The following is a 25,511-nucleotide window of genomic DNA, read 5'->3' on the forward strand; positions in this document are numbered from 1 at the left end:
GGGGGCGCTGGCGGGGCATGGCGGGCAGCAAACGGTCCAGGAGCCCGGACCGTTCGTCCGCGAAGGCCGGGTCGGCCTGGTAGTCGGAGTGGCCCAGGACCGGTTCCGGCAACGGATGCGCGTGGGTGCGGCCGTAGACGACCGGGTCGGGCAGGACGTCACGGTCGACGGCCGGCTTCGGCCCCTCGGCGGGCACCCGGACCGGGCCGCCGATCGGGTCGGTGGCCCGGTAGAGGTTGCGCCAGCAGTGGACGGTGCGGTGCAGGGCCCGCAGCGGTCCGGGGCCGAAGTAGGCGGGGAACCAGCGTCCGTAGAGCCGCTCCAGCGGGGAGCCGTAGGTCAGCAGGGCGACTCTGCGGCGGGTCGCGGGCGGCAGCTGCCAGACCGCGGCCGCGGCGAGCACGCTGCCCTGGGAGTGCCCCGAGATCACGAGCCGGCCGCCTGTGTGCCGGGTCCAGGCGCTCATGCGCCAGGTGAGGTCGGGGACGGCTCGTTCGGCGTAGCAGGGCGGGGCGAAGGGGTGGGCGGCGCGTGGCCAGAACGTGCCGACGTCCCAGAGGATGCCGATGGTGCGGCGGGCGGAGGGGTCCTTGTAGGCGCGGCGGCCCCAGGTGACGAACAGTATGAAGCCGAAGCCGATCATCCAGGAGCCGAGGGACTGCGCGGTGTCCGCGGCGGCGGCAACGGCGGGGTGGGCACCGTCGAAGGCGCGGCCGGGGACGTTCCCGCTGGCCCACGCCCCGGCGACGGACCCGGCGCCGAGCAGCAGCGTGGCGCCGGAGACGATGCCGACGAGGACGGGCGCGGAGTCGGTGAGCGAGGCGCGGGCGCGGGTCGCGGCGATTCGTGCGGTACGGACCGGGTCGGGGTCCTCGGTGCCGTACTCGGCCTCGACGACGGGTCCGAGGCGGCGGGCGGCGCGCGCGGTCCGCACGACGAGGAACACGCTCGGCGCGAGGAGCATCAGGAGCAGCACGGGGATGACGGACGCCTGCCAGCTCAGCAGCACGGGCGGGCCGACGAGCGAGCCGTGGCCCATGCCGGGTGTTCCGGCGCCGTCCAGCCAGTCGGCGACACGCTGGGCCACGCCGCCGGACATCACCCCGCCCAGCGCACAGGCGAGCATGGCGACGGCCGGGCCGCCGAGCCCGTACAGGGCGGTACGGGGGTCACGGTGCGGGCGGTGCAGAAGGAGGGCGACGACGCCCAGGGCCACGACGAGGCCGCCCTGGGCCAGCGTCAGCACACCGAAGGTGACGTCTCCGGGGAGCGTCCCGCCGGAGCGCCAGCGGGGACGGGACCAGCCGGCGTGGAGGACGGCGAGGGTGAGCAGCGCGAGGGAGGCGCCGGGCAGCCAGGACACCAGGGTCCGCTCGAGCCGCAGGTCCAGGCGCTTCTCGCTGCGGCCCCGACGGCAGACGACCCAGAGGACGACTGCCCCTAGGACGACGAAGGCCGACTGCAGCGCCCAGCCGAAGATTTCCCGCAGGGAGTCGGGCGCGGCGCGGTCGTGGCGGGCGGCGGCTCCGGTGAGGGCGGCGGCGACGGTCAGGAAGCCGGCGGCGGTGTGGGCGGCGCGCAGCCGTGCGACGAGCCGGCGACCGTACCAGAACCCGGGGCGGCCGAGGGCGGGCCGCTGCGCGGCCGGAGACAGGGGGTCGGAGACGTCGGGGGCTTCCGGGGCGTCCGGACCCTCGGCGGTGTCTGGGCCGTCGAGGGGCTCACCCGTCGAGGCGCCCGGTGCGGGAGCGAGGGGGGCGGCTGGAGCGTCGTCGTACCCCATCGGCGGGCGCTGGGCCTCGTACGCGCTCCACGTGCGGTTCGACAGGTACCAGAGCAGCCCCACCAGCGCTGCCGGGACCACGGCGGCGAGCGCGAGCCGGCGGCCCGGCTGGGACCACCAGCCGCCCCGCTCGGCCGAGAGGAAGCCCAGCCAGGAGCGCTCCTCCGCGCAGGCGGCCGCCCCCGCGCACTGCCAGGCCGTCAGATCGAGCGCGACCTCGCAGGCGGCGGCGGTGAGGAGCACGGTGAGGGTGAGCGCGACCAGACGGACCAGCACGCCGTAGAGCCGGACGAGACGCGGACGGTCCTGGGTCGGCGGCCGCATCCAGTGGGCGAGGTTGACGACCATGAACGGCAGAAGCAGCAGCCAGAGGGCGCGGGTGCCGTTGCCGGAGGTGAGGTTGGACCAGCAGTACGCCTCAGGGACCGGGCGTTCGGCGTAACGCTCGGGGTGCTCCTCCGCGTCGAGGTCGTCGGCGCGGCGGTGCATGGCGGCGGTCGTGTCGCCGGTGACCCGTACCGTACGCGGGTCGTCGAGCATGGCCTGCGGCGTTGCTCCTCCGACACCGTGGACGAGGAGCTCGAGCGCCGCTTCCCCGATCCTCGGGGCAGGTGTGGCAGGGGACACTTCGGTGTCTCGCTCTCTGGGTGGGAGGATTCGTCGTCAGGCAACAGGATCGCGGAAGGGCATGCGCGTGCGCACCGCCTCTCACGGAATCCGACGCCAATCCCCTAGTCCCCTTCGGAAGGACCGGCCCCGGTGGTGAGCGACCATCAGAATCTCCTCGCGGAGCAGCGGCGCGCCCTCATTCTGGACGAGGTACGGCGGCGCGGCGGTGTACGGGTCAATGAGCTGACACGGCGGCTCAATGTCTCCGACATGACGGTCCGCAGGGACCTGGACGCGCTGGCGCGCCAGGGTGTCGTGGAGAAGGTGCACGGCGGCGCGGTACCGGTGGTCGAGACGAGTTCGCACGAACCCGGGTTCGAGGCCAAGTCGGCGCTCGAACTCAGCGCCAAGGACGAGATCGCCCGGACGGCGGCGCGGATGGTCGCGCCGGGTTCGGCGATCGCGCTGTCGGGTGGTACGACGACGTTCGCGCTGGCGGGGCATCTGCTGGACGTGCCGGATCTGACGGTGGTCACCAATTCGGTGCGGGTCGCCGATGTCTTCCACACGGCGCAGCGCAGCCAGGGCGCCGCGGCCGAGTCCAAGCCCGGTGCGGCGACCGTCGTGCTCACGGGTGGCGTGCGGACGCCGTCGGACGCGCTGGTGGGACCGGTGGCCGACCAGGCGATCCGGTCGCTCCACTTCGACGTGCTGTTCCTCGGGGTGCACGGGGTCTCCGTGGAGGCCGGTCTGTCGACCCCGAATCTGGCGGAGGCGGAGACGAACCGGCATCTGATGCGCTCGGCCCGCCGGGTGGTGGTGGTCGCGGATCACACCAAGTGGGGCACGGTGGGGCTGAGTTCGTTCGCCCGGCTCGACGAGGTGGACACGCTGGTGACGGACCCGGGGCTCTCGCCGCAGACGCGGGAGGAGATGGTGGAGCATCTGCCGGGCCTTGTGGTGGCGGGCGAGGACGAGGAGTGAGGGGAACGGTGCGGCCCTTCCGGATCGAGCGTTCCACGGCCCTGCCGGTCGAGGAGGCGTGGCGACGGCTCACCGACTGGCCCGCGCACGGCGCGCGGGTACCGCTGACCCGGACCCGGGTGCTCACCACGGGGCCCACGGGGGTGAGGACCAGGTTCGCGGCCCGTACCGGCGTCGGGCCTCTGGCCTTCGACGACGTGATGGAGGTCGTACGTTGGGAGCCGCCGGCGCCGGGGCGGGCGGGCGTCTGCCTGCTGGAGAAGCGCGGGCGGGTCGTCCGCGGCAGGGCCGGCATCGAGGTGTACGGGACGCCGGAGGGCGCGCGGGTGGTGTGGACCGAGGAGCTCGCCGTACGGGGGGTTCCTCGGGTCCTCGATCCCGTACTGGCGCTCGCGGGGCGGCTGATGTTCGGCCGGGTCATGGACGGTCTGCTGGGGTCCCGGCGGTGAACTGCACGGGCCGGAAGCACATCTGACGGTCCGACATCTAGAGTGGGGCGGCCCTCGCACCGCCGTTCACCGCCGTTCATCCCCGGAGGTACGGACCATGGCACGTCGACCGCCCCACCGCTCCGCGCTCCGCTCCGGACGCCGACTCGATCCCGTGGAGCTCGAGTTCGTCTCGTCCGCGCCCGTACGCCTGGTTTTCACGGCCGCGTTGGCGGCGCCGCCCTCGGCCGTCCACCGCTCGCTGGCCGAGGAGGTGGGCAGCTGGCCCTCCTGGTTCCGGGCCGTCGTCTCGGCCATGCCGACCGGGGGCGGCGCCGGGCGGGCGGTCCGGCTGCGGGGCGGTGTCTTCTTCCAGGAGACGATCATGGCCCATGAGCCGGACACGCGGTACGCCTACCGGGTCGACGAGACCAACGCCCCGGCCGTGCGAGCCATGCTGGAGGAGTGGGTGCTCTCCCCCGTCGGCTCCGGCACACGGGTCCGCTGGACGATGGCCGCCGACGGCCCGTCCGCCTTCCTCACGGTGATGCGCCTGGCGCGCCCGGGTGTCGGCATGTCCTTCCGTGACGCGATGCGACGGCTGGACCGGCGTCTCATTCCGGCCAGACACCCGTCTTCAGGAACTGGTCGATAGTGGCGGCGTACGGCGCGATGTCGAGGCCCTGTCCGGCGAGCCAGGCGTCGGAGTAGTACTTGTCGAGGTAGCGGTCGCCCGGGTCGCAGATCAGGGTCACGACGCTGCCCGTGCGGCCGTGCTCGACCATCTCGGCGACGATCTTCAGCGCGCTCCAGAGTCCGGTGCCGGTGGAACCGCCCGCCTTGCGGCCGATCGCGGTCTCCAGGGCGCGGACGGCGGCGACGCTGGCGGCGTCCGGGACCTTCATCATCCGGTCGATCGCGCCGGGGACGAAGCTGGGCTCCATGCGGGGGCGGCCGATGCCTTCGATGCGGGAGCCGCAGTCGGCGGTCGCCTGGAGGTCGTCGTGGGTCCAGCCGTCGAAGAAACAGGAGTTCTCGGGGTCGGCGACGCAGATACGGGTGTCGTGCTGCATGTAGTGCACGTACCGGGCGATGGTGGCGGAGGTGCCGCCGGTACCCGCGGTGGCGACGATCCACGCGGGCTCGGGATAGCGCTCCAGCTTCAACTGCTGGTACATCGACTCGGCGATGTTGTTGTTGCCCCGCCAGTCGGTGGCCCGCTCGGCGTAGGTGAACTGGTCCATGTAGTGGCCGCCGGTCCGCTCGGCGAGGGCGGCGGACTCCTGGTACATCCTGCGGGAGTCGTCGACGAAGTGGCAGCGGCCGCCGTGGAACTCGATCAGCCTGCACTTCTCCGGGCTGGTGGTGCGGGGCATCACCGCGATGAAGGGCACGCCGATCAGCTTGGCGAAGTACGCCTCGGAGACGGCCGTCGAGCCGCTGGACGCCTCGATGACGGGCTTGCCGGGCCGGATCCAGCCGTTGCACAGGCCGTAGAGGAAGAGGGAGCGGGCGAGGCGGTGCTTGAGGCTGCCGGTGGGATGGGTCGACTCGTCCTTGAGGTAGAGGTCGATGCCCCACTTCTCCGGCAGCGGGAAGCGCAGGAGGTGGGTGTCGGCGGAGCGGTTGGCGTCGGCCTGGACCTTGCGGACGGCTTCCTTCAGCCAGGCGCGGTAGGCCGGGTCGCTGCGGTCGACGTCGACGGTCCCCGCCGGCGCGGTGCTCTCGGCAGCCGTGTTGTTCTCCGTGGTGCTCATGCGTCCCTCTCCTCGGTCCCACAACGGTCCCTACTGGTGACGATATCTCCCTCACCTGCGCAAACGTTCACTTTGGGAGTCCATAGGAGTCCCTTGCAGGAGCGCCGGGAGGGGGCCTCTGGCGTACTTGCCCGGTGCCCGGGCACACTGGTCGGAGCAACCGGTGCGAAGGGGCGGAGTGACATGACGGAGCCGGAGTTCACGGCGACGGGGGTACGGATCGAGCGCTGGCCCCGCTCGCTGACGCGGGCGGGCGAGGTCCGTATCGAGGACGGGCGGCTGTCGCTGCTGACCAGCTACGGCAGCGAGATCGACAGCGCGCCGGTGGCCTCCGTACGGGCCGGGCGGCCGTGGTTCGCGAAGGCGGACGAGACGGTGGCGACGGTGAACGGGACGCGCTACCGCCTGACCATGGAGGGGCGCCGGGACCGCGCGTCGGGCCCCGGACGGTTCCTCGAAGCGCTGAAGAGGGCGACGAAGGACGACTGAGCGGTACGAAGACAGCGGCCTGACCAGCGGTGGGTCGCGGCGAGTTGCGGGGCGGTCACCACTGGTTCACGCTGGAACCACCTCACCGAGGGTTTACCGGCGGTGACGCTGTGATCCAGCCCGCCGCCGTGCGCAGCGCAAGTTCAGATCCGAACCTTCGTCTTCTTCCGGACCTACTTCGGGGAGTCGCAGCCGTGATCAGCGAGCCAAGCAGGCACTGCACGGTGGAGCTCCAGGCCCTGCCGTCGCGGATCGGTCAGGTCCGCAGAATCGTATCGGCGCATCTGCGCTACTGGCATCTCGATGCGTTGATCGACCATGCGGCGCTCGGTGTCACCGAGCTCCTGACCAACGTTCACCGGCACGCACAGCCGGACAAGAGGTGCACCGTGAAGATCGAGCTGCTGCTCGACCGCCTCACGGTCTCCGTCCACGACCACGACCCGCGGATGCCGGACATCAGCGCCGGGCCGAGGTGCGAGAACCACGGTGAGGTCGACGAGTTCGCCACGTCGGGGCGCGGCCTGGCCATCATCGAGGCGGTCAGCGAGAGCTGGGGCATCCGCCCGCACGGCGAGACCGGGAAGGTCATCTGGTTCACCCTGTCGGCTCCGACGCCCGCCGTGGCGGTCCCCTCCCGTTCGCACGCGGTGTACGGCGCGACCACCGACGGCCCCTTCGCCGGTCACAGCCCCTTCCACGGCACACACGGCACCAGCCTCGAAGGCATCCCGTTCGGCACCCCCGCGGCACCGGTCCTGACCCCCGCCGCCGCCCGCTCGGCCCTCGCGGGCTGACGCCCGCCTCGGAGAGGCCGTGGTGGCGGTGAAGCGGCCGGCGGCTGTACACCATGGGAAGCACGGCCGGGGTGCGGGGCGGGCCGGATCCGGGAAAGGGCCGATGTGAGGGGCGGCCCGGCAGAGCCGAGCCGCGCCCTCATGGTCCGCCGTACGCGACCGGCTCGCGGACCGTCAGCCGACCGGGACCAGGGTCAGGTACGCCATGCCGAGGACGTTCCGGTAGCCGTTCAGCCAGGTGGAGCGCTGGCGGTCGACGCGTTCGCGTGTCTCGGCCGCCAGCGGGTGGTCGGCGTGGGCGGCCAGCCACGTCTCGGTGTCGTGGCGGTAGCCCGACTCGAACTCCTCCCACTCCTCGGCGCTCGCGGTCTCGATCCACGCGGGCCGGAAGCCCGCCTCGATCGCGAGGTCCACGAGCGGACCCAGCAGGAGATGGTCGCCCTCGTGCGCGCCGGGCCACATCCCGGCGAACTCCTCCGGCGTGGGCTTCCGTTGCCAGAATCCCTCACCGAGGACGACCCGGCCGCCGGGCTTGACCAGACGCCGCAGCTCACGCAGTGCGACGGCCGGGTCGTGCGGCTGCTCGGGGTCGCACAGGGCCTGGCTGGAGCCGAGACAGAGGATCGCGTCGACCGGCCCGCGGGTGGTGCCGAGCGCCGACTCCTCCACGAACTCGACGCGGTCGGCGAGCCCGCGCTCCTTGGCGAGGACCCGGCCCCGGGCAAGGTCCTCGGCGTTGATGTCGATACCGACGCCGGTGGATCCGGGTGCTGCCTCGAGAACGCGCAGCAGCAACTCCCCCCAGCCGCTGCCGATGTCGAGCACGGTGGCGGGGGCGTTCGCTGCGAGCCGCTCGATCATGCGGGTGGCGCGGGCCTCGGAGAGCGGCCCGTGGAAGGTGAGGCTGCCGAGGCGCGGGGGGTGATTTTCGTAGGTGTCGGTCATGATCCGGACGCTAGTTCGTCCAGGCCCGGCTGACCAGCGATTTCGGCAACGGCCTGGCCGAGATGGGCTCCTCGTCAGGCCTCCGGTCTCCCGAGCGCGGCCAGCGGATCGTCCAGCACCGGCTGCCAGGCCAACTCGGCGGCTCCGACGAGGCTGTTGTGGTCGAGGGTGCAGGCGAGGATCGGCACTCCGCCGCTGCGGCCCCACAGGCTGCGGTCCGCGACGACCGCGCGCAGCCGGTCGGGGTCGGCGTCGAGCAGCTCGCGGTGCAGGCCGCCGAGGATGATCCGGTCCGGGTTGAGGATGTTCACAAGACCCGCCAGGCCGAGGCCCAGACGGTCGATGAGCTCCTCGGTCGCGGCCCGCACGCCCGGGTCGTCGGGGCTGGTACGGAGCAGGTCACGCGCCTGCTGGAGCAGCGAGACCTCGGGCCCGGGGTCGCGTCCGGCCACGGTGAGGAAGGCGAGCGGGTCGGTCTCGACGTCGAGGCAACCGCGGCTGCCGCAGTGGCAGGGGCGGCCCTCGGGGTTGACCGTGAGGTGCCCGACCTCGAGCGCGAGACCGGAACTGCCGGTGTGCAGGCGGCCGTCGAGGACCAGGGCGCCACCGACGCCGCGGTGGCCGGTGGCGACGCACAGGAGATCCCGGGCGCCACGGCCGGCGCCGTGCCGGTGCTCGGCGAGCGCGGCGAGGTTGACGTCGTTGCCGGTGAAGGCGGGGCCCTCGATGCCCGCGGCGCGGACACGTTCGGCGAAGATCTCCCGCACCGGCGCACCCGCGGGCCAGGCGAGGTGGAGCGGGTTGAGGGCGGTTCCCTCGGGCTCGGCGACGGCCGACGGCGCGGCGAGCCCGGCTCCGACGCAGCGGCGCCCGCTCTCGCGGAGCAGGTCGGCGCCCGCCTCGACGACGGCGCCGAGGACCTGGGCGGGGTCGGCGGAGACGGTGACGCAGCCGGGCGCGGTCGCCACGATGGTGCCGCCGAGGCCGACGAGCGCGGCGCGGAAGCCGTCGGCATGGACCTGTGCGGCGAGGGCGACGGGGCCCTTCTCGTCGACGGCGAGGCGGTGCGAGGGGCGCCCCTGGGACCCGGCGGCGGCGCCGGGGTTGGAGTCGACCCGGATGAGGCCGAGGGCCTCGAGTTCGGCGGCGACGGCGCCTGCGGTGGCGCGGGTGACGCCGAGTTCGGCGGTGAGCACGGCGCGGGTCGGGGCGCGGCCCGTGTGCACCAGTTCCAGCGCGGGCCCCAGCGCGCCGCGCCCCCTGTCCAGCCGTGTCCTGGTCGTCGTCGCCTTGCCGTTCATGCAGGCGAGTCTCCCATGATCGGAGGGCGGAACGGTTTGCCGGGCGGACGGGCGGGTAGCGGCGCCGCGGAAACCGGCGGAGTCACCACAGGCGTCATGGGAGGCGGCATGGCACGCTCCGAGACGGCGGCAGCGGCGCGCGTACGGGACCTCTTGGCGGAGCAGGGGCGCGAGACGTACGCCGAGGAGGCCGGTGTCCGGCTCAAGGACACTCCGCAGCCGCTGTACCAGCTGCTCGTCCTGGCCCATCTGCTGAGCGCGCGGATCCGCGCCTCGACGGCCATCGCCGCGGCCGCCGCACTGTTCGACGCGGGGATGCGTAGCCCGCGGGCCATGCGGGAGGCGAGCCGGCGGCAACGAGTGGACGCGCTGGGCGAAGGTGGTTACCGGCGTTACGACGAGCGGACGGCGACGCAGCTGGGCGAGGAGGCCGAGCTGGTGCTCGAGAAGTACGGCGGGGACCTGCGGCGCATGCGGAAGGCGGCGGACGGGGACGTGGAGGCCCTGCGGTCGGCGCTCCAGGAGATGCCGGGCGTCGGCCCGGCGGGCGCGGACATCTTCCTGCGCGAGGTGCAGGGAATCTGGCCGGAAGTGGCCCCCTACCTGGACGCCCGCGCCCTCGAGGGTGCACGCCGCGCCCACCTCCCCTCCGACGCCGCCGCCCTGGCCGAGCTGGTCTCCCGCGAGGAACTCCCCCACCTGGCGGCGGCGCTGGTGCGGGCGTCCCTGGAACGGAAGACCCCATCCTCCGCCCGTCACGGCAAGGGCGAGGCCGCCACTCAGCTCGTGTCCGGAAGGTAGCGCCGTCTGCCCGCAGGGCGGGGCCCGCGGCGTCCGGTGCGTGCGATCGCAAGGCGGAGGGTCGCCCTCGTACCGGGCGTACTCGGGTGATCACGACAACGCGGCGAGAGTGCGTGCCAGGCGCCGCGGGCCAGGCGGGACTTCACGGACACGGCCCAGGGGTGTTGTCGATCAGGCCGGACAGCGAGCGCGCGCTGGCACCCGGCCCGCGCGACCGCGCTCGGCGAGGCCCGCTTGAAAACCACCCCTCCGCGCCCCTATCCTGAGTTTGTGCCGCTACTAAACAAAGTACGGACGGCCGTTCCGGGGGGCCCAGGCGGAGACACCGCCGCCTCCCTGTCCCGCCTCCGCTTCGCCCTCACTCTCTTCTTCGCCCTCGACGGCTTCCTCTTCGCCGGCTGGGTGGTCCGGATCCCTGCCATCAAGCAGCAGACCGGGGCCTCGGCCGGCGACCTCGGGCTCGCGCTCCTCGGCGTGTCCGCCGGTGCCGTGGTGACCATGACGCTGACCGGCCGCCTCTGCCGGCGCTTCGGCAGCCACGCGGTCACGGTCGCCACCGCCGTCCTGCTCTCACTCTCCATCGCCCTGCCCGCCCTCACCCACTCCCCCCTCGCCCTCGGTCTCGTGCTGCTCCTCTTCGGTGCCGCGTACGGCGGCATCAACGTCGCCATGAACAGCGCCGCCGTCGACCTCGTCGCCGCGCTGCGCCGGCCCGTGATGCCCAGCTTCCACGCCGCCTTCAGCCTCGGAGGCATGCTCGGCGCGGGCATCGGCGGACTCGTCGCGGGCAGCGTCTCCCCCGCGGCCCACCTCCTCGGCCTGACCGTCGCCGGTCTGCTCCTGACCGCCGCGGCCGGTCCCGTACTGCTCCGGCAGCCCTCCCCCGCCCCGCCGGAGCAGATCTCCGCCTCCTCCGACCGGCCCCAGGGTGCTGCGGGTTCACGCGGTCTCGTCGTGGTCTTCGGGGTGATCGCGCTCTGCACCGCGTACGGCGAAGGTGCCCTGGCCGACTGGGGCGCGCTCCACCTGGAGCAGGACCTGCACGCGCACCCCGGCGTCGCCGCCGCCGGCTACTCGCTCTTCGCGCTGACGATGACCGTCGGCCGGCTCTCCGGCACCGCGCTGCTCGAACGGCTCGGCCAGACCCGCACCCTCGTCGCGGGCGGGACGACGGCCGCCGGCGGCATGCTGCTCGGCGCGCTCGCGCCGAGCATCTGGCTCGCACTGCTCGGCTTCGCGGTGACCGGTCTCGGCCTCGCCAACATCTTCCCGGTCGCCGTGGCCCGCGCCGGAGCGCTCGCCGGTCCCAGCGGTGTCGCCGCCGCCTCCACCCTCGGCTACGGCGGCATGCTCCTCGGCCCGCCCTCGATCGGCTTCCTCGCCGACTGGTTCTCGCTGCCCCTGGCCCTGACCACGGTGGCCGTTCTCGCGGCCGGCGCGGCCGTCATCGGCTACGCGGCCCGGAACGCCCGGGTACCGGTACCGGTCGAGTAGTCGCACGCAGGAGGGCGCCCGCCCCGACGCGCGACGGCGCGGTCTCCGTGGCGGGCGACGCGTCGCCCACCCGCCCGCCCGCCTCGGGTGGCCTACGTCGGCCATCACCTGGCAGCGGAGTTCCCCGGCGGGGCCTCAGGAAGGGTCTCCTCCGGCATCCGGGGCAGCACCGCCCGCTGGATCGGCACGGGCAGGGGCGGGGCGGGTGTCGGCCGGGCGAGGTGACCACACGCGGCCCCCGTGAGTACGCCCTGTCGGCGCCGAGCGTCAGGTGCGGGGAAGCAGGCCGATGTCGCGGCCGAGGCGGGTGACGGCGGCGGTGAAGAAGGCCTCCCGGTCCTCGACGATGCGGTTGAACTGGCCGAACACCTCGAACGAGACGAGCCCGAAGAGCTGCGACCAGGCGGCGACCAGCGCGACCGAGAGCGCCGGTGGCAGGTCGGGTGTGAGGTCGGCGGCGAGCCGTTCGGCCTCGGGACGCAGGTCCGCGGGGAGCGGCGGCGGGGCGATCCCGTCGCCGGTGAAGGCGTCGTGGGCGATGGAGATCAGGACGAGGCCGACGCGGGAGGCGGGACCGACGGTGTCCTGGGGGGCGGAGTAGCCGGGGACGGGGGAACCGTAGATCAGGGCGTACTCGTGAGGGTGGGCGACGGCCCAGGAGCGCACGGCGCGGCAGACGGCGACCCAGCGGGCGAGCCGGTCGCGCGGGTCGGCGCCGGCTGCTCGGGCGTCCGCCTCCTCGGCGGCGGCGCCGGCGGCGTCGTACGCGTCGACGATGAGCGCGGTGAGGAGGTCGTCCCGGCTGGGGAAGTACCGGTAGAGCGCGGAGGACACCATGCCGAGCTCGCGGGCGACAGCTCGCAGGGAGAGCTTGGCGGCGCCCTCCGCCGCGAGCTGTCTGCGCGCCTCGTCCTTGATCGCCGCGGTGATCTCGATCCGGGCGCGAGCGCGGGCTCCTTGAACGCTGGTCATGAGAGCAGTGTGCCACCTCTCGGAGCACCGCACTAAAATGAGAGCAGTGCTCTTGATACGGGCGGCCGATCCATGCACACTGTTTAGTGAGAGCAGCGCTCACAAACGAGAGCGACGCTCACAACTCACCAGGAGTCCCGATGTCGTCCGCGCCGTACTACCTCAAGGGCAGCTCCCTCAACGTCCGCTTCAACAGCGTCGTCGGCTGGCTCGCCCGCCACGGCATCAGCCTCCTCGGCTCCGCCGAGCTCTCCGTACGGGGACGCAAGAGCGGCCGGATGCAGCGCATCCCGGTGAATCCGCACGAGCTGGACGGCGTGCGCTACCTCGTCTCGGCCCGCGGCCACTCCCAGTGGGTCCGCAACATGCGCGCCGCGGGCGGCGGGGAGCTGCGCGTCGGCCAGAAGGTCCGTACGTTCACCGCCCAGGAGCTTCCCGACGAGGAGAAGCCGCGGGTGCTGCGCACCTACCTGGAGCGCTGGGGCTGGGAGGTCGACCAGTACTTCCAGGGCGTGACCGCCGGCTCCTCCGACGAGGAGATCCTGGCGGCCGCCCCCGACCACCCCGTCTTCCGCATCACGACGACCTCGTGAGACCCCGGGCAGACCGGCCGGAGCCCGGTCCCGGGGCTCGTCGATCCGGGGATCCCACAGCCCGGTCCCGGGCCCGACCCCGGTTTTCGGCCCCCGTTCTCGACCCCGGTTTTCGGCCGTGGTTCTCGGCTCAGTCGGCCGCCCGCTCGGAACCGCGCCCGGACCCGGATTCCCGACCCGTCGCCGAACCTGCCTCCGTACCCGGCTCGGTACCGGCGTCCGAGTCCTCGCCGCCCTCCGGCCGCTCCTTCACACCCCGGACGCCCGCACCGCCCGTCGACTCCATCCGGCGGTCCAGAAGGTCCAGTGCCCGGCGCGCCACCCCGTTCGACCGGACCAGTCCGGCGAGCGAGGTCGAGCCGCGGGTGATGTCCGTGAACGCGTTCCAGGCCGGACGCAGACCGGTGATCGTCGCGTGCAACAGCCCCGGCCGGCGCTCGAACAGCGCGAGCATCCGTCGCCCGACCGCCATCTCCACACCGAGCCCCGCCTTGATGGCGAAGGCGTAGTTCAGCGCCTGGCGGCGCGCGTCGACGGCGTCGTTCGCCTCGGCGATACGTACCGCCCACTCCCCCGCGAGCCGCCCCGAACGCAGCGCGAAGGAGATGCCCTCACGGGTCCACGGCTCCAGCAGACCGGCGGCGTCACCGCAGACGAGCACCCGGCCCCGCGACAACGGCGAGTCGTCGCTCCGGCAGCGCGTCAGATGTCCGGACGAGATCGCCGGCTCGAAACCCGCGAGGCCGAGCCGGGCGATGAAGTCCTCCAGATACCGCTTGGTGGCCGCGCCCTCCCCGCGCGCCGAGATCACGCCGACCGTGAGCGTGTCGCCCTTCGGGAAGACCCAGCCGTAACTGCCGGGCAACGGCCCCCAGTCGATGAGGACGCGCCCCTTCCAGTCCTCGGCCACCGGCGGCGGGACCGGGATCTCCGCCTCCAGGCCGAGGTCCACCTGGTCGAGCTTGACCCCGACGTGCGCTCCTATCCGGCCCGCGCTGCCGTCGGCGCCGACGACCGCCCGCGCCAGCACCGTCTCGCCGTCGGCGAGCACGACGGCGGCCGTCCGGCGGTCCGGCACCGCCGGTCCGTGCTGCTCCACCCGGGCGACCGTCACGCCCGTCCGCAGCTCGGCTCCCGCCTTCTGCGCCTGTTCGACGAGACCGGCGTCGAACTCGGGCCGGTTGACGAGCCCGAAGAGCATCCGGCGCGAGCGGCGGGTGCGGGCGAAGCGGCCGTTCATGGAGAAGGTGACGGCGTGCACCCGGTCCTGGAGCGGCAGTTCGAAGCCGGGCGGCAGCGCGTCCCGCGAGGGCCCGATGATGCCACCGCCACACGTCTTGTAGCGGGGCAGCTCGGACTTCTCCAGGAGCAGGACCCGGCGGCCGGCGACCGCCGCCGCGTAGGCCGCCGACGCGCCCGCCGGTCCGGCCCCGACCACGACCACGTCCCAGACGGTCGCGGCGTTCTCCGACAGTCCCGCGCGTACCTCTTCGGCGTCTGCGTTCTCGCTGCTCACGATGTGCTTCTGCTCCTGATCCGACCGATGGTCCAAGCTCTTGCGGCATCCTACGGCGCGGCCCCCGTGGACCGGAGCCGTAGGATCGGCCGTGCGTTCGCCGTACCACCGACATACGGCGAGTCGCCCTCACAACGTCACAACGTCGCACCCACCAGGAGCGTGCCCATGACCGCCCATCCGATCGCCGAGACCGTCGCCGCGCTGATGCCCCGAGCCAAGGCGGAGCTCACGGAACTGGTGGCCTTCGAGTCGGTGGCGGACGAGGCGGTGGCGCCGCGCAGCGAGTGCGAGGCGGCCGCCAACTGGGTGGCGGACGCGCTGCGCGCGGAGGACTTCCAGGACGTGGCGCTGCTCGACACCCCGGACGGTTCGCAGTCCGTGTACGGCGTGCTGCCCGGCCCGGTCGGCGCCCCGACGGTCCTGCTCTACGCCCACTACGACGTGCAGCCGAAGCTGGACGAGTCGGCCTGGATCACTCCGCCGTTCGAGCTCACCGAACGGAACGGCCGCTGGTACGGGCGTGGCGCGGCCGACTGCAAGGGCGGCTTCATCATGCACCTGCTGGCGCTGCGCGCCCTCAAGGCGAACGGCGGGGTGCCCGTCACGATCAAGGTGATCGTGGAGGGCTCGGAGGAGCAGGGCACGGGCGGCCTGGAGCGGTACGCCGAGGCGCACCCCGAGCTGCTGACCGCCGACGCGATCGTGATCGGTGACACGGGCAACTTCCGGGTCGGTCTGCCGACGGTGACGGCGACCCTGCGCGGGATGACGATGATCCGGGTCCGGATCGACACCCTCGAAGGCAACCTGCACTCGGGCCAGTTCGGTGGCGCGGCGCCCGACGCGCTGGCCGCGCTGATCCGCGTACTGGACACGCTGCGGGCCGAGGACGGTTCGACGGTCATCGACGGTCTGCCGGCGGACGCGGTGTGGGAGGGCCTGCAGTACCCGGAGGAGGACTTCCGCAGGGACGCCAAGGTCCTCGACGGTGTGGGTCTCGCGGGCCACGGTACGGTCGCGGACCGCATCTGGGCCCGTCCCGCCGTCACGGTGATCGGCATCGACTGCCACCCGGTGGCCGGGGCGACCCCGTCGATCCCGTCGACGGCCCGCGCGCAGATCAGCCTGCGGGTGCCGCCGGGCCAGGACGCCGCCGAGGCGACGCAGCTGCTCTACGCGCACATCCGGAAGCGGGTGCCGTGGAACGCGCGGGTGAGCTTCGAGCAGGTGGGCCAGGGCCAGGCGTTCAGCGCGGACGTCACGAGCCCGGCGTACACCTCGATGGCCGAGGCGATGCGGATCGCGTACCCGGGTGAGGAGATGCAGGCCTCGGGCATGGGCGGGTCGATCCCGCTGTGCAACACGCTCGCGGCGCTCTACCCGAAGGCGGAGATCCTGCTGATCGGCCTGAGCGACCCGGAGGCGCAGATCCACGCCGTGAACGAGTCGGTGTCGCCGGAGGAGCTGGAGCGCCTGTCGGTTGCGGAGGCCCACTTCCTGGTGAACTACGCCCGCTCGAAGCAGGGTTGAGCGTTCGGCGAAGCTCGCCGAAAGCGTAGAGCGATGCGGCGGACGTGCGTGTCGACGTACGTTCGCCGCATGGACCTCATCGCGATCGCTCCGCGGCTGCACATGCTCGACTTCTCCATCGGCCAGGCCTACCTCTGGCGGGACGAGGGGGAGTTGACCATGATCGACGCCGGCTGGGCGGGCGCGGCGTCGGAGATCGAGACGGCGCTACGAGGAGCGGGCCTGGATCCCGCCCGGCTGCGCCGGATCGTACTCACCCACTGCCACCGCGACCACGTGGGCTCCGCCCAGGAGTTGGCGGACCGGCACGGCGCGGAGATCCTGGCCCACCGCCTCGACGCCCCGGTGATCAGAGGCGAAGTCCCGGTTCCCGAGCCGGTGTTGCTCGACTGGGAGATTCCGCTGTACGAGCACGGCCTCACCGTCCCCGAGGCGCCGCCCACGCGCGTCGACCGGGAACTGGCGGACGGCGACGTGCTGGACTTCGGGGACGGGGCCGTGGTGGTGCACACCCCCGGGCACACGGAGGGGTCGATCGCCGTGCATCTGCCGCGCCACGGCGTGCTGTTCACGGGGGACACGGTCGCCGCCGTACAGGGGGTGACCCTCGGCGTCTTCCATGTGGACCGCGAGCGTGCGACGGCCTCGATGCGGCGGATGCCCGGGCTGAAGCCCTCGGTGATCTGCTGCGGTCACGGCGCGCCGGTGACGGAGGACGCCGCGGAGCGGCTCGCCGCGGCGTCGTAGGGGCGCCAAGGAGTGCCGGGCGGGGTCAGCCGACGGGGACGCCGGCCTCCAGGTTCAGGACGGTACCCCGTTCCCGGGCGCGCAGGGCCCAGTGGAGGCGGCGGTAGCGGACGGGCGGGAGCAGGTCGGCGGCCTCCTCCTCGGTGACGAAGCGCCAGTCGCGCAGTTCGGCGCCGGGCAGGAGGAGCCGTTCGGCGTCGGCGGCGGGCAGTCGGCCACCGTCGAAGAGGAGCCGGAGGCCTCCGTAGCCGGGAGGCTGGGGCCGTTCCCAGTCCACGAGCAACAGGGTGGGCACGGCGTCGAGTTCGAGCCCGATCTCCTCGGCGACCTCGCGCATGCCGGCGCGGGCGGGCGGCTCGCCGGGTTCGACGACGCCGCCGGGGAACTCCCAGCCGGGCTTGTAGGTGGGGTCGACGAGCAGGAAGCGGTCGTGCTCGTCGAAGAGCAGGACTCCGGCCGCCAGGGTCTCGCCGGTGGGTTCGGGGGTCTGGACGATGCCGCAAGGGGCGGCCGTACCGGCGGCGACGGCTTCGGCGACGGCGCGGGCGGTCTCGGCGGTGGTGAGTGCGGTGCTGTCGACGACGTAGGCGTCGGCGCCCAGCCAGTCGTGGACGGCGGTGCGGTAAGGCTCGATGTGGTCGTAGGACCACTGGCGCACGCGGGTGAGTTCCGCCGGGCCGGAGTGGTCGGGGGTGCGGCCGTGTATTCGCTCGCGCAGGATCGTTTCGTCCGGGGCGAGCAGGACGTGCCGCACCTGGATACGACGGGCGGCGAGGCCGCCGAAGATCTCGTCGCGGTACTCCTGGCGGAGCAGGGTCATGGGGACGACGAGGACCCCGCCGACCTCGGCGAGCAGGGCGGCGGCGGTGTCCACGACCATGCGGCGCCATATCGGCAGGTCCTGGAAGTCGTTGACCTCGGCGAGCCGCTTCTGCGGCAGCAGCCAGCTCATCGCGCCGCCGATGAGCTCGGGGTCGTACAGGGTGCTGTTCGGGATCAGATCGACCAGCTCGCGCGCGGTGCTGGACTTTCCCGCGCCGAACGCACCGTTGATCCAGACGATCACGATTCCCCCTCTTCGGTAGCCCCCAGTGGCTTGCCCGCACCACCCTGCCATGGAAACCCCCGGGGGGAACCGGAGGGATCCGGACGGGCGTCGGTCAGGACGAACGGGGTATGCGAAACGCCTCACGGCACGAACGCCCGTGCGTGACGGTGCGTAACACTTCGGGTCCGGCTGCCGTCGGACCTCAAGGCAAGGGGGTGCGGAGATGAACCGTACGGTATTGGAGCAATTTCCCGCGGGAGGGCCCCGGGGCAGCTGGCCGGCCGAGGAGTTCGCCAGCGCACGCCGGGACGAGGGGCTTCCGGCGGAGGTGGTGATGGACCTGGAGTCCGACGCGTTCCTGGTGATCATCCCCCCACGAACCCCGGAGCCGGCGAACGCCTGACGTCCCTTCGGACACGGCCCCGGCGGACAACCGGCCTCGCCGACGGGCGGCCACCCGTCCGGAAGCAGCGGGCCTGCGCACCGCGGCCCAACGGTTCGCGCGGCGCCGGACGCTCGCGCGGCCGGGCACCACGGACTGGGGCGCACCGCCGTCCGTCAGCGGGGCAGTGCTGGGCCTCGATGGCCGTCCGGCTTCAGGCGCGGCGCGGGTTGGTCGACCCGGACGGGACGGGCGGCGGCCGTCACCTGCGGCCCCGGACGTACCCCGCCCGGACAGCGCGAGGTGAGGGGTCTCGCACCGCGCGCGGCGCCGGTCGGTCGTCCGCCTACAGCGCGCGGACGACCGACCGCCACCGATGAGAGTGGAGCACCCGCCACCGGCAGTGCTGGGACCTCGCGACGCGTCGGCAGTACTGCCGACGGCACACCGCCGCCCGTGAGCGCCGGGGCAGTGTCTTGCCGACAGCACTGTTGACGGCAGACCCGGCCCGTGAGCGCCGGGGCAGCACCTCCGTCTCGCGGCGCGCCGGACGTCGGCAGCGAGGTGGGTGAGCCGGCTGCCACGGACAGGGCGGGGCTCGGTCGCCCCCGGCGGTGCGGGGCGGGCACCGGGTCAGGCCACCCCGTAAGAGGCTTCCTTGTGGGGCGGGTGAGGGAAGGCGGCGGCTGCTGCGCCGAGGAGGCCGGCGTTGGTGGCGGTGAGGGCGGGGGTGACCTTGAGGTGGCGGACGAAGGAGAGGGTCGCGTAGGTGGCCAGACTGCGGCGGAGGGGGACGAAGAGGATGTCGCCCGCCCCCGCCACTCCCCCGCCCACGACCGCGATGTCGATCTCGACCAGGGCCGCGGTGGCCGCGATGCCGGCCGCCAGGGCCTGCGCGGCGCGCTCGAAGGAGGCGACCGCGATGGGGTCCCCGGCCCGGGCCGATGCGGCGACCGCGGCGGCCGAGGTGTCTCCGTCGGGGCCGGGCAGCCAGCCGTTCTCCAGGGCGCGACGGGCGATGTGGGGCCCGCTGGCGATCCGTTCGACACAGCCACGCCCACCGCACGCGCACGGATCGCCGTCCAGGTCCACACTGACGTGACCGATGTGGCCCGCGTTGCCCGTGGGGCCCGGGTGCACCTGACCTCCGAGCACGAGACCGCCGCCCACCCCCGTCGAGACGACCAGACACAGCGCGTTGTCGTACCCACGGGCGGCGCCCTGCCAGTGCTCGGCCGCCGTCATGGCGACGCCGTCGCCGACCAGCGTCACCGGTCGGCCACCCACCACCCGGGCGACCCGCTCGACCAGCGGAAAGCCGCGCCAGCCCGGCACGTTGACGGGACTGACGGTGCCCTCGACCGCGTCCACGGGACCCGCGCTGCCGATGCCCACCGCCTGCGCCCCGGCCCACAGCGGCGAGACCGCCAGCTCCGCCAGCACCTCCTCGACCGCCCGCATCACCGTCTCGCCGTCCTCCCGCGCCGGGGTGGGCCGTTGGGCCCGTACGAGCAGGCGACCGTCGCCGTCCACCAGCGCACCGGCGATCTTGGTCCCGCCGATGTCCAGGGCGACGACGAGGCCGGCGACGAGGTCGGTATGCATGGGTGCGGTATCTCCAGATGGGCAGCCGAAGGCGGTGATCGGTGTGACCTCCAGTCTCTCCCCCTCTGACAACGTTGTCCAGGGCCTATGCTCGACAACATCACGAACCCCACGACGGCACCGACCCGCCCGTCCCGGAAGACAGAGGATCTGCGCACTGTGGCCGAGACCGCCCGCCGCCCCGAGCACCGTTACGGCAATCGGCCCACGATGAAGGATGTCGCCGCCCGGGCGGGCGTCGGTCTCAAGACGGTCTCCCGTGTCGTCAACGGCGAAGCGGGCGTCACCCCCGACACCGAACGCCGGGTGCAGGAAGCCATCGAATCGCTCGGCTTCCGGCGCAACGACAGCGCCCGGGTCCTGCGCAAAGGCCGCACCGCCTCGGTCGGCCTGGTCCTCGAGGATCTCGCCGACCCGTTCTACGGCCCGCTCAGCCGCGCCGTAGAGGAGGTCGCCCGGGCCCACGGCGCGCTCCTCATCAACGGTTCCAGCGCCGAGGATCCGGAGCGGGAGCAGGAGTTGGCGCTCGCGCTCTGCGCCCGCCGGGTCGACGGGCTCATCGTGATTCCGGCCGGCCACGACCACCGCTATCTGGAACCGGAGATGAAGGCGGGTGTCGCCACCGTCTTCGTGGACCGGCCCGCGGGGCGGATCGACGCCGACGCCGTCCTCTCGGACAGCTTCGGCGGCTCCCGTGCCGGGGTGGCCCATCTCATCGCCCACGGCCACCGCAGGATCGGCTTCATCGGCGACCAGCCCCGCATCCACACCGCGACCGAGCGCCTGCGCGGCTACCGGGCGGCGATGGAGGAGGCGCGCCTGGACGTCGAGGACTCCTGGGTCTCGCTGGGCCCCACCGACCCGGAGCGGGTACGGGAGGCGGTCACGGCGATGGTGTCGGGGCCGGAGCCGGTCACCGCCCTCTTCGCGGGCAACAACCGGGTCACGGTCACGGCGGTACGGGCGCTGGCCGGGCGCGAACACCCCGTGGCCCTGGTCGGTTTCGACGACATCGAGCTCGCCGACCTGCTCGGCATCACCGTCATCGCCCAGGACGCCGCCGCGCTGGGCCGCACGGCGGCGGAACGGCTCTTCCGCCGCCTGGACGGCATCGAGGAGCCGCCGGCCCAGGTCGTCCTGAAGACCACCCTGATCCCACGCGGCTCCGGCGAGATCCCGCCCCCGCCGTCCGCCTAGGCCGTGTCCGTGAAGTCCCGCCTGCCCCGCGGGCAGACGGCGCTGCTTTCCGGACCCGACCTGGGAAGCCGGCTCAGCAGACGGGCAGGCCCGGCAACGGCTGGTCGTTGTCGCCGCCCTTGACGTAGACGAGGCTGAAGTACACGTCGGTGTTGCCGCTGTCGTCGTCGGTCCTGGCCCACCAGACGTTCGTCCAATCGCCGTACGTCTCCCGCCGACCGAGGTTCGCCTGGCAGTAGAAGTAGTTGGTGCCGGCGTTGAGGACGCCCATCTCGCCGCCCGCGTGGCTGTACGTCCTCCCCGTGCGCCACACCTGGCAGTCGTACTTCCCGCCGCCTCGGGCGTGGCAGACGGGCGCGGGCTGCGGAGCCGGTGCGCCGCCGCCCGTGGTGGTCGCGACACCCGTCGTGGCGCTTCCGCCGCTCGTGGAGCCGCCGCCGGTCGTGCCGGTGGTGCTGGTGCCTCCGGTGGCGCCGCCGCCGGAGGCGCTTCCGCCGGTGGTGGACCCGCCTGCGTCCGCGCCGCCGCCGGAGCCGGGCAGGGGCGCCTTCGACGCCCCCGTCGGAGTCGGCGTGGCGGACTTCGGGGCGCCCGCCTCGGAGGGGGTGGCGGACGCGGAAGCCGGGCCCGCGGTGCCCGAGTCGAGGACCCGGCCGGGGCTGTCCGGCGCCCGGTCCCCGGCCAGCCGCTCCTGCTTCGTACCGTCGTCCTGTCCGACCAGGGTGTACGTCACTCCGCCGCCTGCCAGCAGCACGGCGGCGACGGCCCCGGCGACCAGCGCCATCGACCGCTTCCGCCCGGACTCCTGCGGTGCGGCGGTCGGCGCGGCGGCCGGCTGGGGGCCCGGAGAGGTCGCCGGGCCGGCGGACGCGTACCCGGCGGACGGGAATCCGCCGCCCGACGCGTAGGCGGGCCCGACCGGCGGTACGCCGGGCCCGAATCCCTCGGCGCCGTGCGGCGCCGGGACGAAGCCCCCCGCCGGGTGCGGGGCACCGGAGCCGAAGGCGTCCGGGGGCGCGGGCGAGGGTGTGAAGCCGCCGGCCGGGTGGGCCGGGCCGAAGCCCTCGGGGCGGTGCTGCGGGGCGGCGTTGCGCTCGGTCGGCACCGGTGGTGGTGCCGGGGTGCCGGAGAGCGGGGCCCGGGGGGCCGGTGCGCCGCTCTCGCCCTGGGCCACGGCCGTGAGGAGGCGGGCCGCCGCGCGGGCGTCGGGGCGCAGGCCCGGGTCCTTGAGCATCAGGAGCTGGAGTACGGGCGTGAGGGGGCCTGCGCGGCGCGGCTCGGGCAGGGGTTCCACGACGATGGCGTTCAACGTGGACCACGTCGACGTGCGACGGAACGGAGAGGCGCCTTCCACGGCCGCGTACAGCGTCGCGCCGAGCGCCCAGACGTCGGACGCGGGTCCGGGCTGCTGCCCCTGGGCGCGCTCCGGTGCCAGATAGTCCAGCGATCCGACGATCTCACCACTGCGGGTCAGGTGAGTGGTCGAGCCGTCACCCGGGTCGTCCATGGCGGCGATGCCGAAGTCGGTGAGAACGACCCGCCCTCCCTTGTCGAGGAGGACGTTGCCGGGCTTCACGTCGCGGTGGAGCACGCCGGCGTCGTGCGCGGCGGCCAGCGCCTCCAGGACGGCGGCGCCGACGCGCGCGGCCTCCCGCGGGTCCAGGACGCCGCGGTCCCCGAGGACGTCGTCGAGCGAGGGCCCGTCGACGAGCTCCATGACGATGACGGGGCGGCCCTGATGTTCGGTCACGTCGTGGACGGCGATGACCCCCGGGTGCCGTACCCGGGCGGCCGCCCGTGCCTCGCGCTGCATCCGTACGCGCAGATCGGCCAGTTCCGGTCCGGACGAGTCGTTGTACGTCCGCAGTTCCTTGACGGCCACCTCGCGGCCGAGGACCTCGTCGACGGCCCGCCAGACGACGCCCATGCCGCCGCGGCCCAGTTGGCGCACGACCCGATAGCGGCCGGCGAGCCGCTCGTTCTCCCCCGAAGACACCGCTGCCCCGTTCCCTGTCGGCTGCGTGAACGCGTACAGAGTACGGGGCCCGGTCGCGCGTTCGGCGCGGGTGCTTCCGCTTGTTACTGGGCCGTGGCGGTGAGGTCGCCGCGGCGCGGGGCCGAGAAGTGGTCGAGGTCGGCGCGGGTCAGGCCGGTGAGGGCGTCGACCTCGGCGGTGTCGAGGGCGCCGCAGTCGATGCCGCGCAGCAGGTAGGAACTGAGCGCCTTGGCGGTGGCGGGCTCGTCCATCACGTCGCCGCCCGCGTGGTTGGCGTAGGCGGAGAGGCGCTTCGCGGCGGTCTCGAAGCCCTCGCGGTAGAAGGCGAAGACGGCGGCGTACCGGGTGGGGATGTGGCCAGGGTGCATGTCCCAGCCCTGGTAGTAGGCCCGGGCGAGGGCGCGGCGGGTGAGGCCGTAGTGCAGCCGCCATGCCTCGTGGACGTGCTCGGTGGAGCCGACCGGCAGGACGTTGGTGGAGCCGTCGGAGACCCGTACGCCGGTTCCGGCGGCGGCGACCTGCATGATCGCCTTGGCGTGGTCGGCGGCCGGGTGGTCGCTGGCCTGGTAGGCGGCGGAGACGCCGAGGCAGGCGCTGTAGTCGAAGGTGCCGTAGTGCAGTCCGGTGGCGCGGCCCTCGGCCGCGTCGATCATGCGGGCGACGGCGGCGGTGCCGTCGGCGGCGAGGATGGACTGGCTGGTCTCGATCTGGATCTCGAAGCCGAGGCGGCCGGCGTCCAGGCCGTGGGCCTTCTCGAAGGCCTCCAGGAGGCGGACGAAGGCGGAGACCTGCTCGGGGTAGGTGACCTTGGGGAGGGTGAGGACGAGGCCGTCGGGCAGGCCGCCGTTCTCGACGAGGCCGGTCAGGAAGATGTCGGTGGTGCGGATACCGCGGTCGCGTACGGCGGCCTCCATGCACTTCATCCGGATGCCCATGTACGGGGCGGCCGTGCCGCTCTTGTACGCCTCCGAGATCAGGCGGGCGGCGCGGGCGGCGTCGTGGTCCTCGTCCCGGCCCGCGTAACCGTCCTCGAAGTCGACGCGGAGATCCTCGACGGGCTCGCGCTCCAGCTTGGCGCGGACACGGCGGTAGACGTCCTCGGCCAGGTCGTCGGAGAGGCCGAGGACGGCGGCGAAGGCGTCCGCGTCGCCGGCGTGCTCGTCGAGGGCGGCGAGGGCCTGGTCACCCCAGGAGCGGATGGTCCCGGCGCCGAAGACGTTGCCGGGGACGTAGACGGTGTGGACGGGCTGGCGGGTGCCCGGGTCTCCGGGGTAGCGCCGGTCGAGCTCGGCGTCCACCGCTGCGAGGGAGGCGCTGATGCCCGCGCTGACCGCTCCTGCGAGGCTCGTCGACACCTTCTCCTGCTGACCCATCCCACATCCTCCTGTTTTCCGCTTCACGGAATCAACAATCCGTATAGCGAAGTTAGTAGTCCGCCGGGACCCGCGTCAATGGTTGTCCGAAACGGCCGGGGGCCGCACGGTGAGGGATCACCGTGCGGCCCCGGCCGCGAGAGAACCGCAGGTCAGTCAGGACTTGCGGGTCCTGACCTCTTCGGTCAGCTGCGGGACGACGTCGAAGAGGTCGCCGACCACGCCGTAGTCGACGAGGTCGAAGATCGGGGCCTCGGCGTCCTTGTTGATGGCGACGATGGTCTTCGAGGTCTGCATACCCGCGCGGTGCTGGATCGCACCGGAGATGCCGGAGGCGATGTACAGCTGCGGCGAGACCGACTTGCCGGTCTGGCCGACCTGGTTGGAGTGCGGGTACCAGCCGGCGTCGACGGCGGCGCGCGAGGCGCCGACGGCCGCGCCGAGCGAGTCGGCGAGCGCCTCGATGATTCCGAAGTTCTCGGCGCCGTTGACGCCACGGCCGCCGGAGACGACGATCGCGGCCTCGGTCAGCTCCGGGCGGCCGGTCGACTCGCGCGGGGTGCGCGCGGTGACCTTCGTACCGGTGGCCTGGGCCGAGAAGGTGACGGCGAGCGTCTCGACCGCGCCGGCGGCCGGGGCGGCCTCGACGGGAGCCGAGTTCGGCTTGACCGTGATGACCGGGGTGCCCTTGGAGACACGGGACTTGGTGGTGAAGGAGGCGGCGAACGCGGACTGCGTCGCGACCGGGCCCTCGTCGCCGGCCTCGAGGTCGACGGCGTCGGTGATGATGCCGGAGCCGATACGGACGGCGAGGCGGGCCGCGATCTCCTTGCCCTCGGCGGAGGACGGGACGAGCACGGCGGCCGGGGAGACGGCCTCGTACGCGGCCTGGAGCGCGTCCACCTTCGGTACGACGAGGTACTCGGCGAACTCGGGGGCGTCGGCGGTCAGCACGCGGGTGGCACCGTGCTCGGCGAGGGACGCCGCGGTGTCGGCGGCGCCGTTGCCGAGCGCGACGGCGACGGGCTCGCCGAGGCGGCGGGCGAGCGTCAGCAGCTCCAGGGTGGGCTTGCGGACGGCTCCGTCGACGTGGTCGACGTAGACGAGAATCTCAGCCATGGGACTTCAATCTCCTGCGAACGAAGAATCTGGGGGCGATGG

General features: G+C 73.3%; 23 protein-coding genes. 12 read left to right on the forward strand and 11 right to left on the reverse strand.

The window, feature by feature from the left end:
- A partial coding sequence (locus IE136_RS21095; RefSeq protein WP_189601114.1) for a hypothetical protein occupies positions 1–2,410 on the reverse strand: 2,410 nt, incomplete at its 3' end.
- Positions 2,411–2,545: 135 nt separating this feature from the next.
- Here IE136_RS21095 and IE136_RS21100 point away from each other — a divergent pair.
- From IE136_RS21100 to IE136_RS21110, 3 genes are all read left to right on the forward strand, one after another.
- Complete coding sequence (locus tag IE136_RS21100; RefSeq protein WP_158984795.1) at positions 2,546–3,376, forward strand: DeoR/GlpR family DNA-binding transcription regulator; 831 nt, start codon at positions 2,546–2,548, stop codon at positions 3,374–3,376.
- 8 nt (positions 3,377–3,384) lie between these two features.
- A complete protein-coding gene (locus tag IE136_RS21105; RefSeq protein WP_189601211.1) occupies positions 3,385–3,825 on the forward strand; it encodes an SRPBCC family protein in 441 nt (146 codons plus the stop codon).
- 97 nt (positions 3,826–3,922) lie between these two features.
- Complete coding sequence (locus tag IE136_RS21110; protein WP_189601115.1) at positions 3,923–4,459, forward strand: SRPBCC family protein; 537 nt, start codon at positions 3,923–3,925, stop codon at positions 4,457–4,459.
- Here the strand turns inward: IE136_RS21110 and cds1 are convergent.
- Entirely contained in the window at positions 4,419–5,561 is a 1,143-nt protein-coding gene (gene cds1, locus IE136_RS21115) for an L-cysteine desulfhydrase Cds1 (RefSeq protein WP_189601116.1), read from the reverse strand. The two genes, IE136_RS21110 and cds1, sit on opposite strands and share 41 nt — an antisense overlap.
- Positions 5,562–5,744: 183 nt before the next feature.
- Between cds1 and IE136_RS21120 the strand changes: the two genes are divergently transcribed.
- Positions 5,745–6,050 (forward strand): hypothetical protein, encoded by a 306-nt coding sequence (locus IE136_RS21120; RefSeq protein WP_158984803.1) that lies wholly within the window; start codon positions 5,745–5,747, stop codon positions 6,048–6,050.
- A gap of 194 nt (positions 6,051–6,244) precedes the next feature.
- Positions 6,245–6,847, forward strand: a complete 603-nt coding sequence (locus tag IE136_RS21125) for an ATP-binding protein (protein WP_158984805.1) — start codon at positions 6,245–6,247, stop codon at positions 6,845–6,847.
- 174 nt (positions 6,848–7,021) lie between these two features.
- On the opposite strand, the gene IE136_RS21130 is transcribed toward IE136_RS21125, so the two are convergent.
- A complete protein-coding gene (locus IE136_RS21130; RefSeq protein WP_158984807.1) occupies positions 7,022–7,792 on the reverse strand; it encodes an SAM-dependent methyltransferase in 771 nt (256 codons plus the stop codon).
- 74 nt (positions 7,793–7,866) lie between these two features.
- Positions 7,867–9,093, reverse strand: coding sequence for an ROK family protein (locus tag IE136_RS21135; RefSeq protein ID WP_158984809.1), 1,227 nt, complete (start codon positions 9,091–9,093; stop codon positions 7,867–7,869).
- A 108-nt stretch (positions 9,094–9,201) separates the two neighbouring features.
- Here IE136_RS21135 and IE136_RS21140 point away from each other — a divergent pair, with 108 nt between their 5' ends.
- Entirely contained in the window at positions 9,202–9,894 is a 693-nt protein-coding gene (locus IE136_RS21140; protein WP_158984811.1) for an HhH-GDP family DNA glycosylase, read from the forward strand.
- A 270-nt stretch (positions 9,895–10,164) separates the two neighbouring features.
- The gene (locus IE136_RS21145) at positions 10,165–11,388 is read left to right on the forward strand and encodes an MFS transporter (protein ID WP_189601117.1); all 1,224 of its coding nucleotides are present in this window, start codon (positions 10,165–10,167) and stop codon (positions 11,386–11,388) included.
- A 267-nt stretch (positions 11,389–11,655) separates the two neighbouring features.
- Here the strand turns inward: IE136_RS21145 and IE136_RS21150 are convergent, their stop codons facing one another.
- On the reverse strand, positions 11,656–12,360 hold the full coding sequence (locus IE136_RS21150) for a TetR/AcrR family transcriptional regulator (protein WP_158984813.1): 705 nt from the start codon (positions 12,358–12,360) through the stop codon (positions 11,656–11,658).
- Positions 12,361–12,500: 140 nt separating this feature from the next.
- On the opposite strand from IE136_RS21150, the gene IE136_RS21155 reads away from it, so the two are divergent.
- Positions 12,501–12,953 carry a nitroreductase family deazaflavin-dependent oxidoreductase gene (locus tag IE136_RS21155; protein ID WP_158984815.1) on the forward strand — a complete coding sequence of 151 codons (453 nt, stop codon included), beginning with the start codon at positions 12,501–12,503 and terminating at the stop codon, positions 12,951–12,953.
- Positions 12,954–13,083: 130 nt separating this feature from the next.
- Here IE136_RS21155 and IE136_RS21160 read toward each other — a convergent pair whose 3' ends face one another.
- Positions 13,084–14,469, reverse strand: a complete 1,386-nt coding sequence (locus IE136_RS21160) for a geranylgeranyl reductase family protein (protein WP_373309102.1) — start codon at positions 14,467–14,469, stop codon at positions 13,084–13,086.
- A gap of 168 nt (positions 14,470–14,637) precedes the next feature.
- Between IE136_RS21160 and IE136_RS21165 the strand changes: the two genes are divergently transcribed.
- Both IE136_RS21165 and IE136_RS21170 read left to right on the forward strand, forming a co-directional pair.
- A complete protein-coding gene (locus IE136_RS21165; protein WP_158984817.1) occupies positions 14,638–16,002 on the forward strand; it encodes a dipeptidase in 1,365 nt (454 codons plus the stop codon).
- Between the two features lie 69 nt (positions 16,003–16,071).
- A complete protein-coding gene (locus tag IE136_RS21170) occupies positions 16,072–16,749 on the forward strand; it encodes an MBL fold metallo-hydrolase (RefSeq protein ID WP_189601118.1) in 678 nt (225 codons plus the stop codon).
- A 25-nt stretch (positions 16,750–16,774) separates the two neighbouring features.
- On the opposite strand, the gene IE136_RS21175 is transcribed toward IE136_RS21170, so the two are convergent.
- Positions 16,775–17,818: an NUDIX hydrolase gene (locus IE136_RS21175; protein ID WP_189601212.1), complete on the reverse strand. Its 1,044-nt coding sequence runs from the start codon at positions 17,816–17,818 to the stop codon at positions 16,775–16,777.
- 202 nt (positions 17,819–18,020) lie between these two features.
- On the opposite strand from IE136_RS21175, the gene IE136_RS21180 reads away from it, so the two are divergent.
- Positions 18,021–18,200 (forward strand): DUF8839 family protein, encoded by a 180-nt coding sequence (locus IE136_RS21180; protein WP_158984821.1) that lies wholly within the window; start codon positions 18,021–18,023, stop codon positions 18,198–18,200.
- 612 nt (positions 18,201–18,812) lie between these two features.
- On the opposite strand, the gene IE136_RS21185 is transcribed toward IE136_RS21180, so the two are convergent.
- Positions 18,813–19,784, reverse strand: a complete 972-nt coding sequence (locus tag IE136_RS21185) for an ROK family protein (RefSeq protein WP_189601119.1) — start codon at positions 19,782–19,784, stop codon at positions 18,813–18,815.
- A 159-nt stretch (positions 19,785–19,943) separates the two neighbouring features.
- Between IE136_RS21185 and IE136_RS21190 the strand changes: the two genes are divergently transcribed.
- Entirely contained in the window at positions 19,944–20,981 is a 1,038-nt protein-coding gene (locus IE136_RS21190; RefSeq protein WP_158984825.1) for a LacI family DNA-binding transcriptional regulator, read from the forward strand.
- Between the two features lie 73 nt (positions 20,982–21,054).
- On the opposite strand, the gene IE136_RS21195 is transcribed toward IE136_RS21190, so the two are convergent.
- The 3 genes from IE136_RS21195 to IE136_RS21205 all read right to left on the reverse strand — a co-directional run bounded on the left by IE136_RS21195 (position 21,055) and on the right by IE136_RS21205 (position 25,469).
- Positions 21,055–22,977: a serine/threonine-protein kinase gene (locus IE136_RS21195; protein WP_189601121.1), complete on the reverse strand. Its 1,923-nt coding sequence runs from the start codon at positions 22,975–22,977 to the stop codon at positions 21,055–21,057.
- An 83-nt stretch (positions 22,978–23,060) separates the two neighbouring features.
- Positions 23,061–24,350, reverse strand: coding sequence for a DUF6986 family protein (locus IE136_RS21200; protein WP_158984829.1), 1,290 nt, complete (start codon positions 24,348–24,350; stop codon positions 23,061–23,063).
- Between the two features lie 156 nt (positions 24,351–24,506).
- Positions 24,507–25,469: an electron transfer flavoprotein subunit alpha/FixB family protein gene (locus IE136_RS21205; RefSeq protein WP_158984832.1), complete on the reverse strand. Its 963-nt coding sequence runs from the start codon at positions 25,467–25,469 to the stop codon at positions 24,507–24,509.
- Positions 25,470–25,511 lie beyond the last annotated feature (42 nt).

Source organism: Streptomyces lateritius (assembly GCF_014649715.1).
GTDB lineage: Bacteria > Actinomycetota > Actinomycetes > Streptomycetales > Streptomycetaceae > Streptomyces > Streptomyces lateritius.

Bases quoted from the DNA above. Each gene is read 5' to 3' on its own strand.
- IE136_RS21205 (WP_158984832.1), bottom strand. From the start codon at position 25,469: ATGGCTGAGATTCTCGTCTACGTCGACCACGTCGACGGAGCCGTCCGC.
- IE136_RS21185 (WP_189601119.1), bottom strand. From the start codon at position 19,784: ATGCATACCGACCTCGTCGCCGGCCTCGTCGTCGCCCTGGACATCGGC.
- IE136_RS21120 (WP_158984803.1), top strand. From the start codon at position 5,745: ATGACGGAGCCGGAGTTCACGGCGACGGGGGTACGGATCGAGCGCTGG.
- IE136_RS21130 (WP_158984807.1), bottom strand. From the start codon at position 7,792: ATGACCGACACCTACGAAAATCACCCCCCGCGCCTCGGCAGCCTCACC.
- IE136_RS21135 (WP_158984809.1), bottom strand. From the start codon at position 9,093: ATGAACGGCAAGGCGACGACGACCAGGACACGGCTGGACAGGGGGCGC.
- IE136_RS21200 (WP_158984829.1), bottom strand. From the start codon at position 24,350: ATGGGTCAGCAGGAGAAGGTGTCGACGAGCCTCGCAGGAGCGGTCAGC.
- IE136_RS21180 (WP_158984821.1), top strand. From the start codon at position 18,021: ATGAACCGTACGGTATTGGAGCAATTTCCCGCGGGAGGGCCCCGGGGC.
- IE136_RS21150 (WP_158984813.1), bottom strand. From the start codon at position 12,360: ATGACCAGCGTTCAAGGAGCCCGCGCTCGCGCCCGGATCGAGATCACC.
- IE136_RS21140 (WP_158984811.1), top strand. From the start codon at position 9,202: ATGGCACGCTCCGAGACGGCGGCAGCGGCGCGCGTACGGGACCTCTTG.
- cds1 (WP_189601116.1), bottom strand. From the start codon at position 5,561: ATGAGCACCACGGAGAACAACACGGCTGCCGAGAGCACCGCGCCGGCG.
- IE136_RS21170 (WP_189601118.1), top strand. From the start codon at position 16,072: ATGGACCTCATCGCGATCGCTCCGCGGCTGCACATGCTCGACTTCTCC.
- IE136_RS21165 (WP_158984817.1), top strand. From the start codon at position 14,638: ATGACCGCCCATCCGATCGCCGAGACCGTCGCCGCGCTGATGCCCCGA.
- IE136_RS21110 (WP_189601115.1), top strand. From the start codon at position 3,923: ATGGCACGTCGACCGCCCCACCGCTCCGCGCTCCGCTCCGGACGCCGA.
- IE136_RS21155 (WP_158984815.1), top strand. From the start codon at position 12,501: ATGTCGTCCGCGCCGTACTACCTCAAGGGCAGCTCCCTCAACGTCCGC.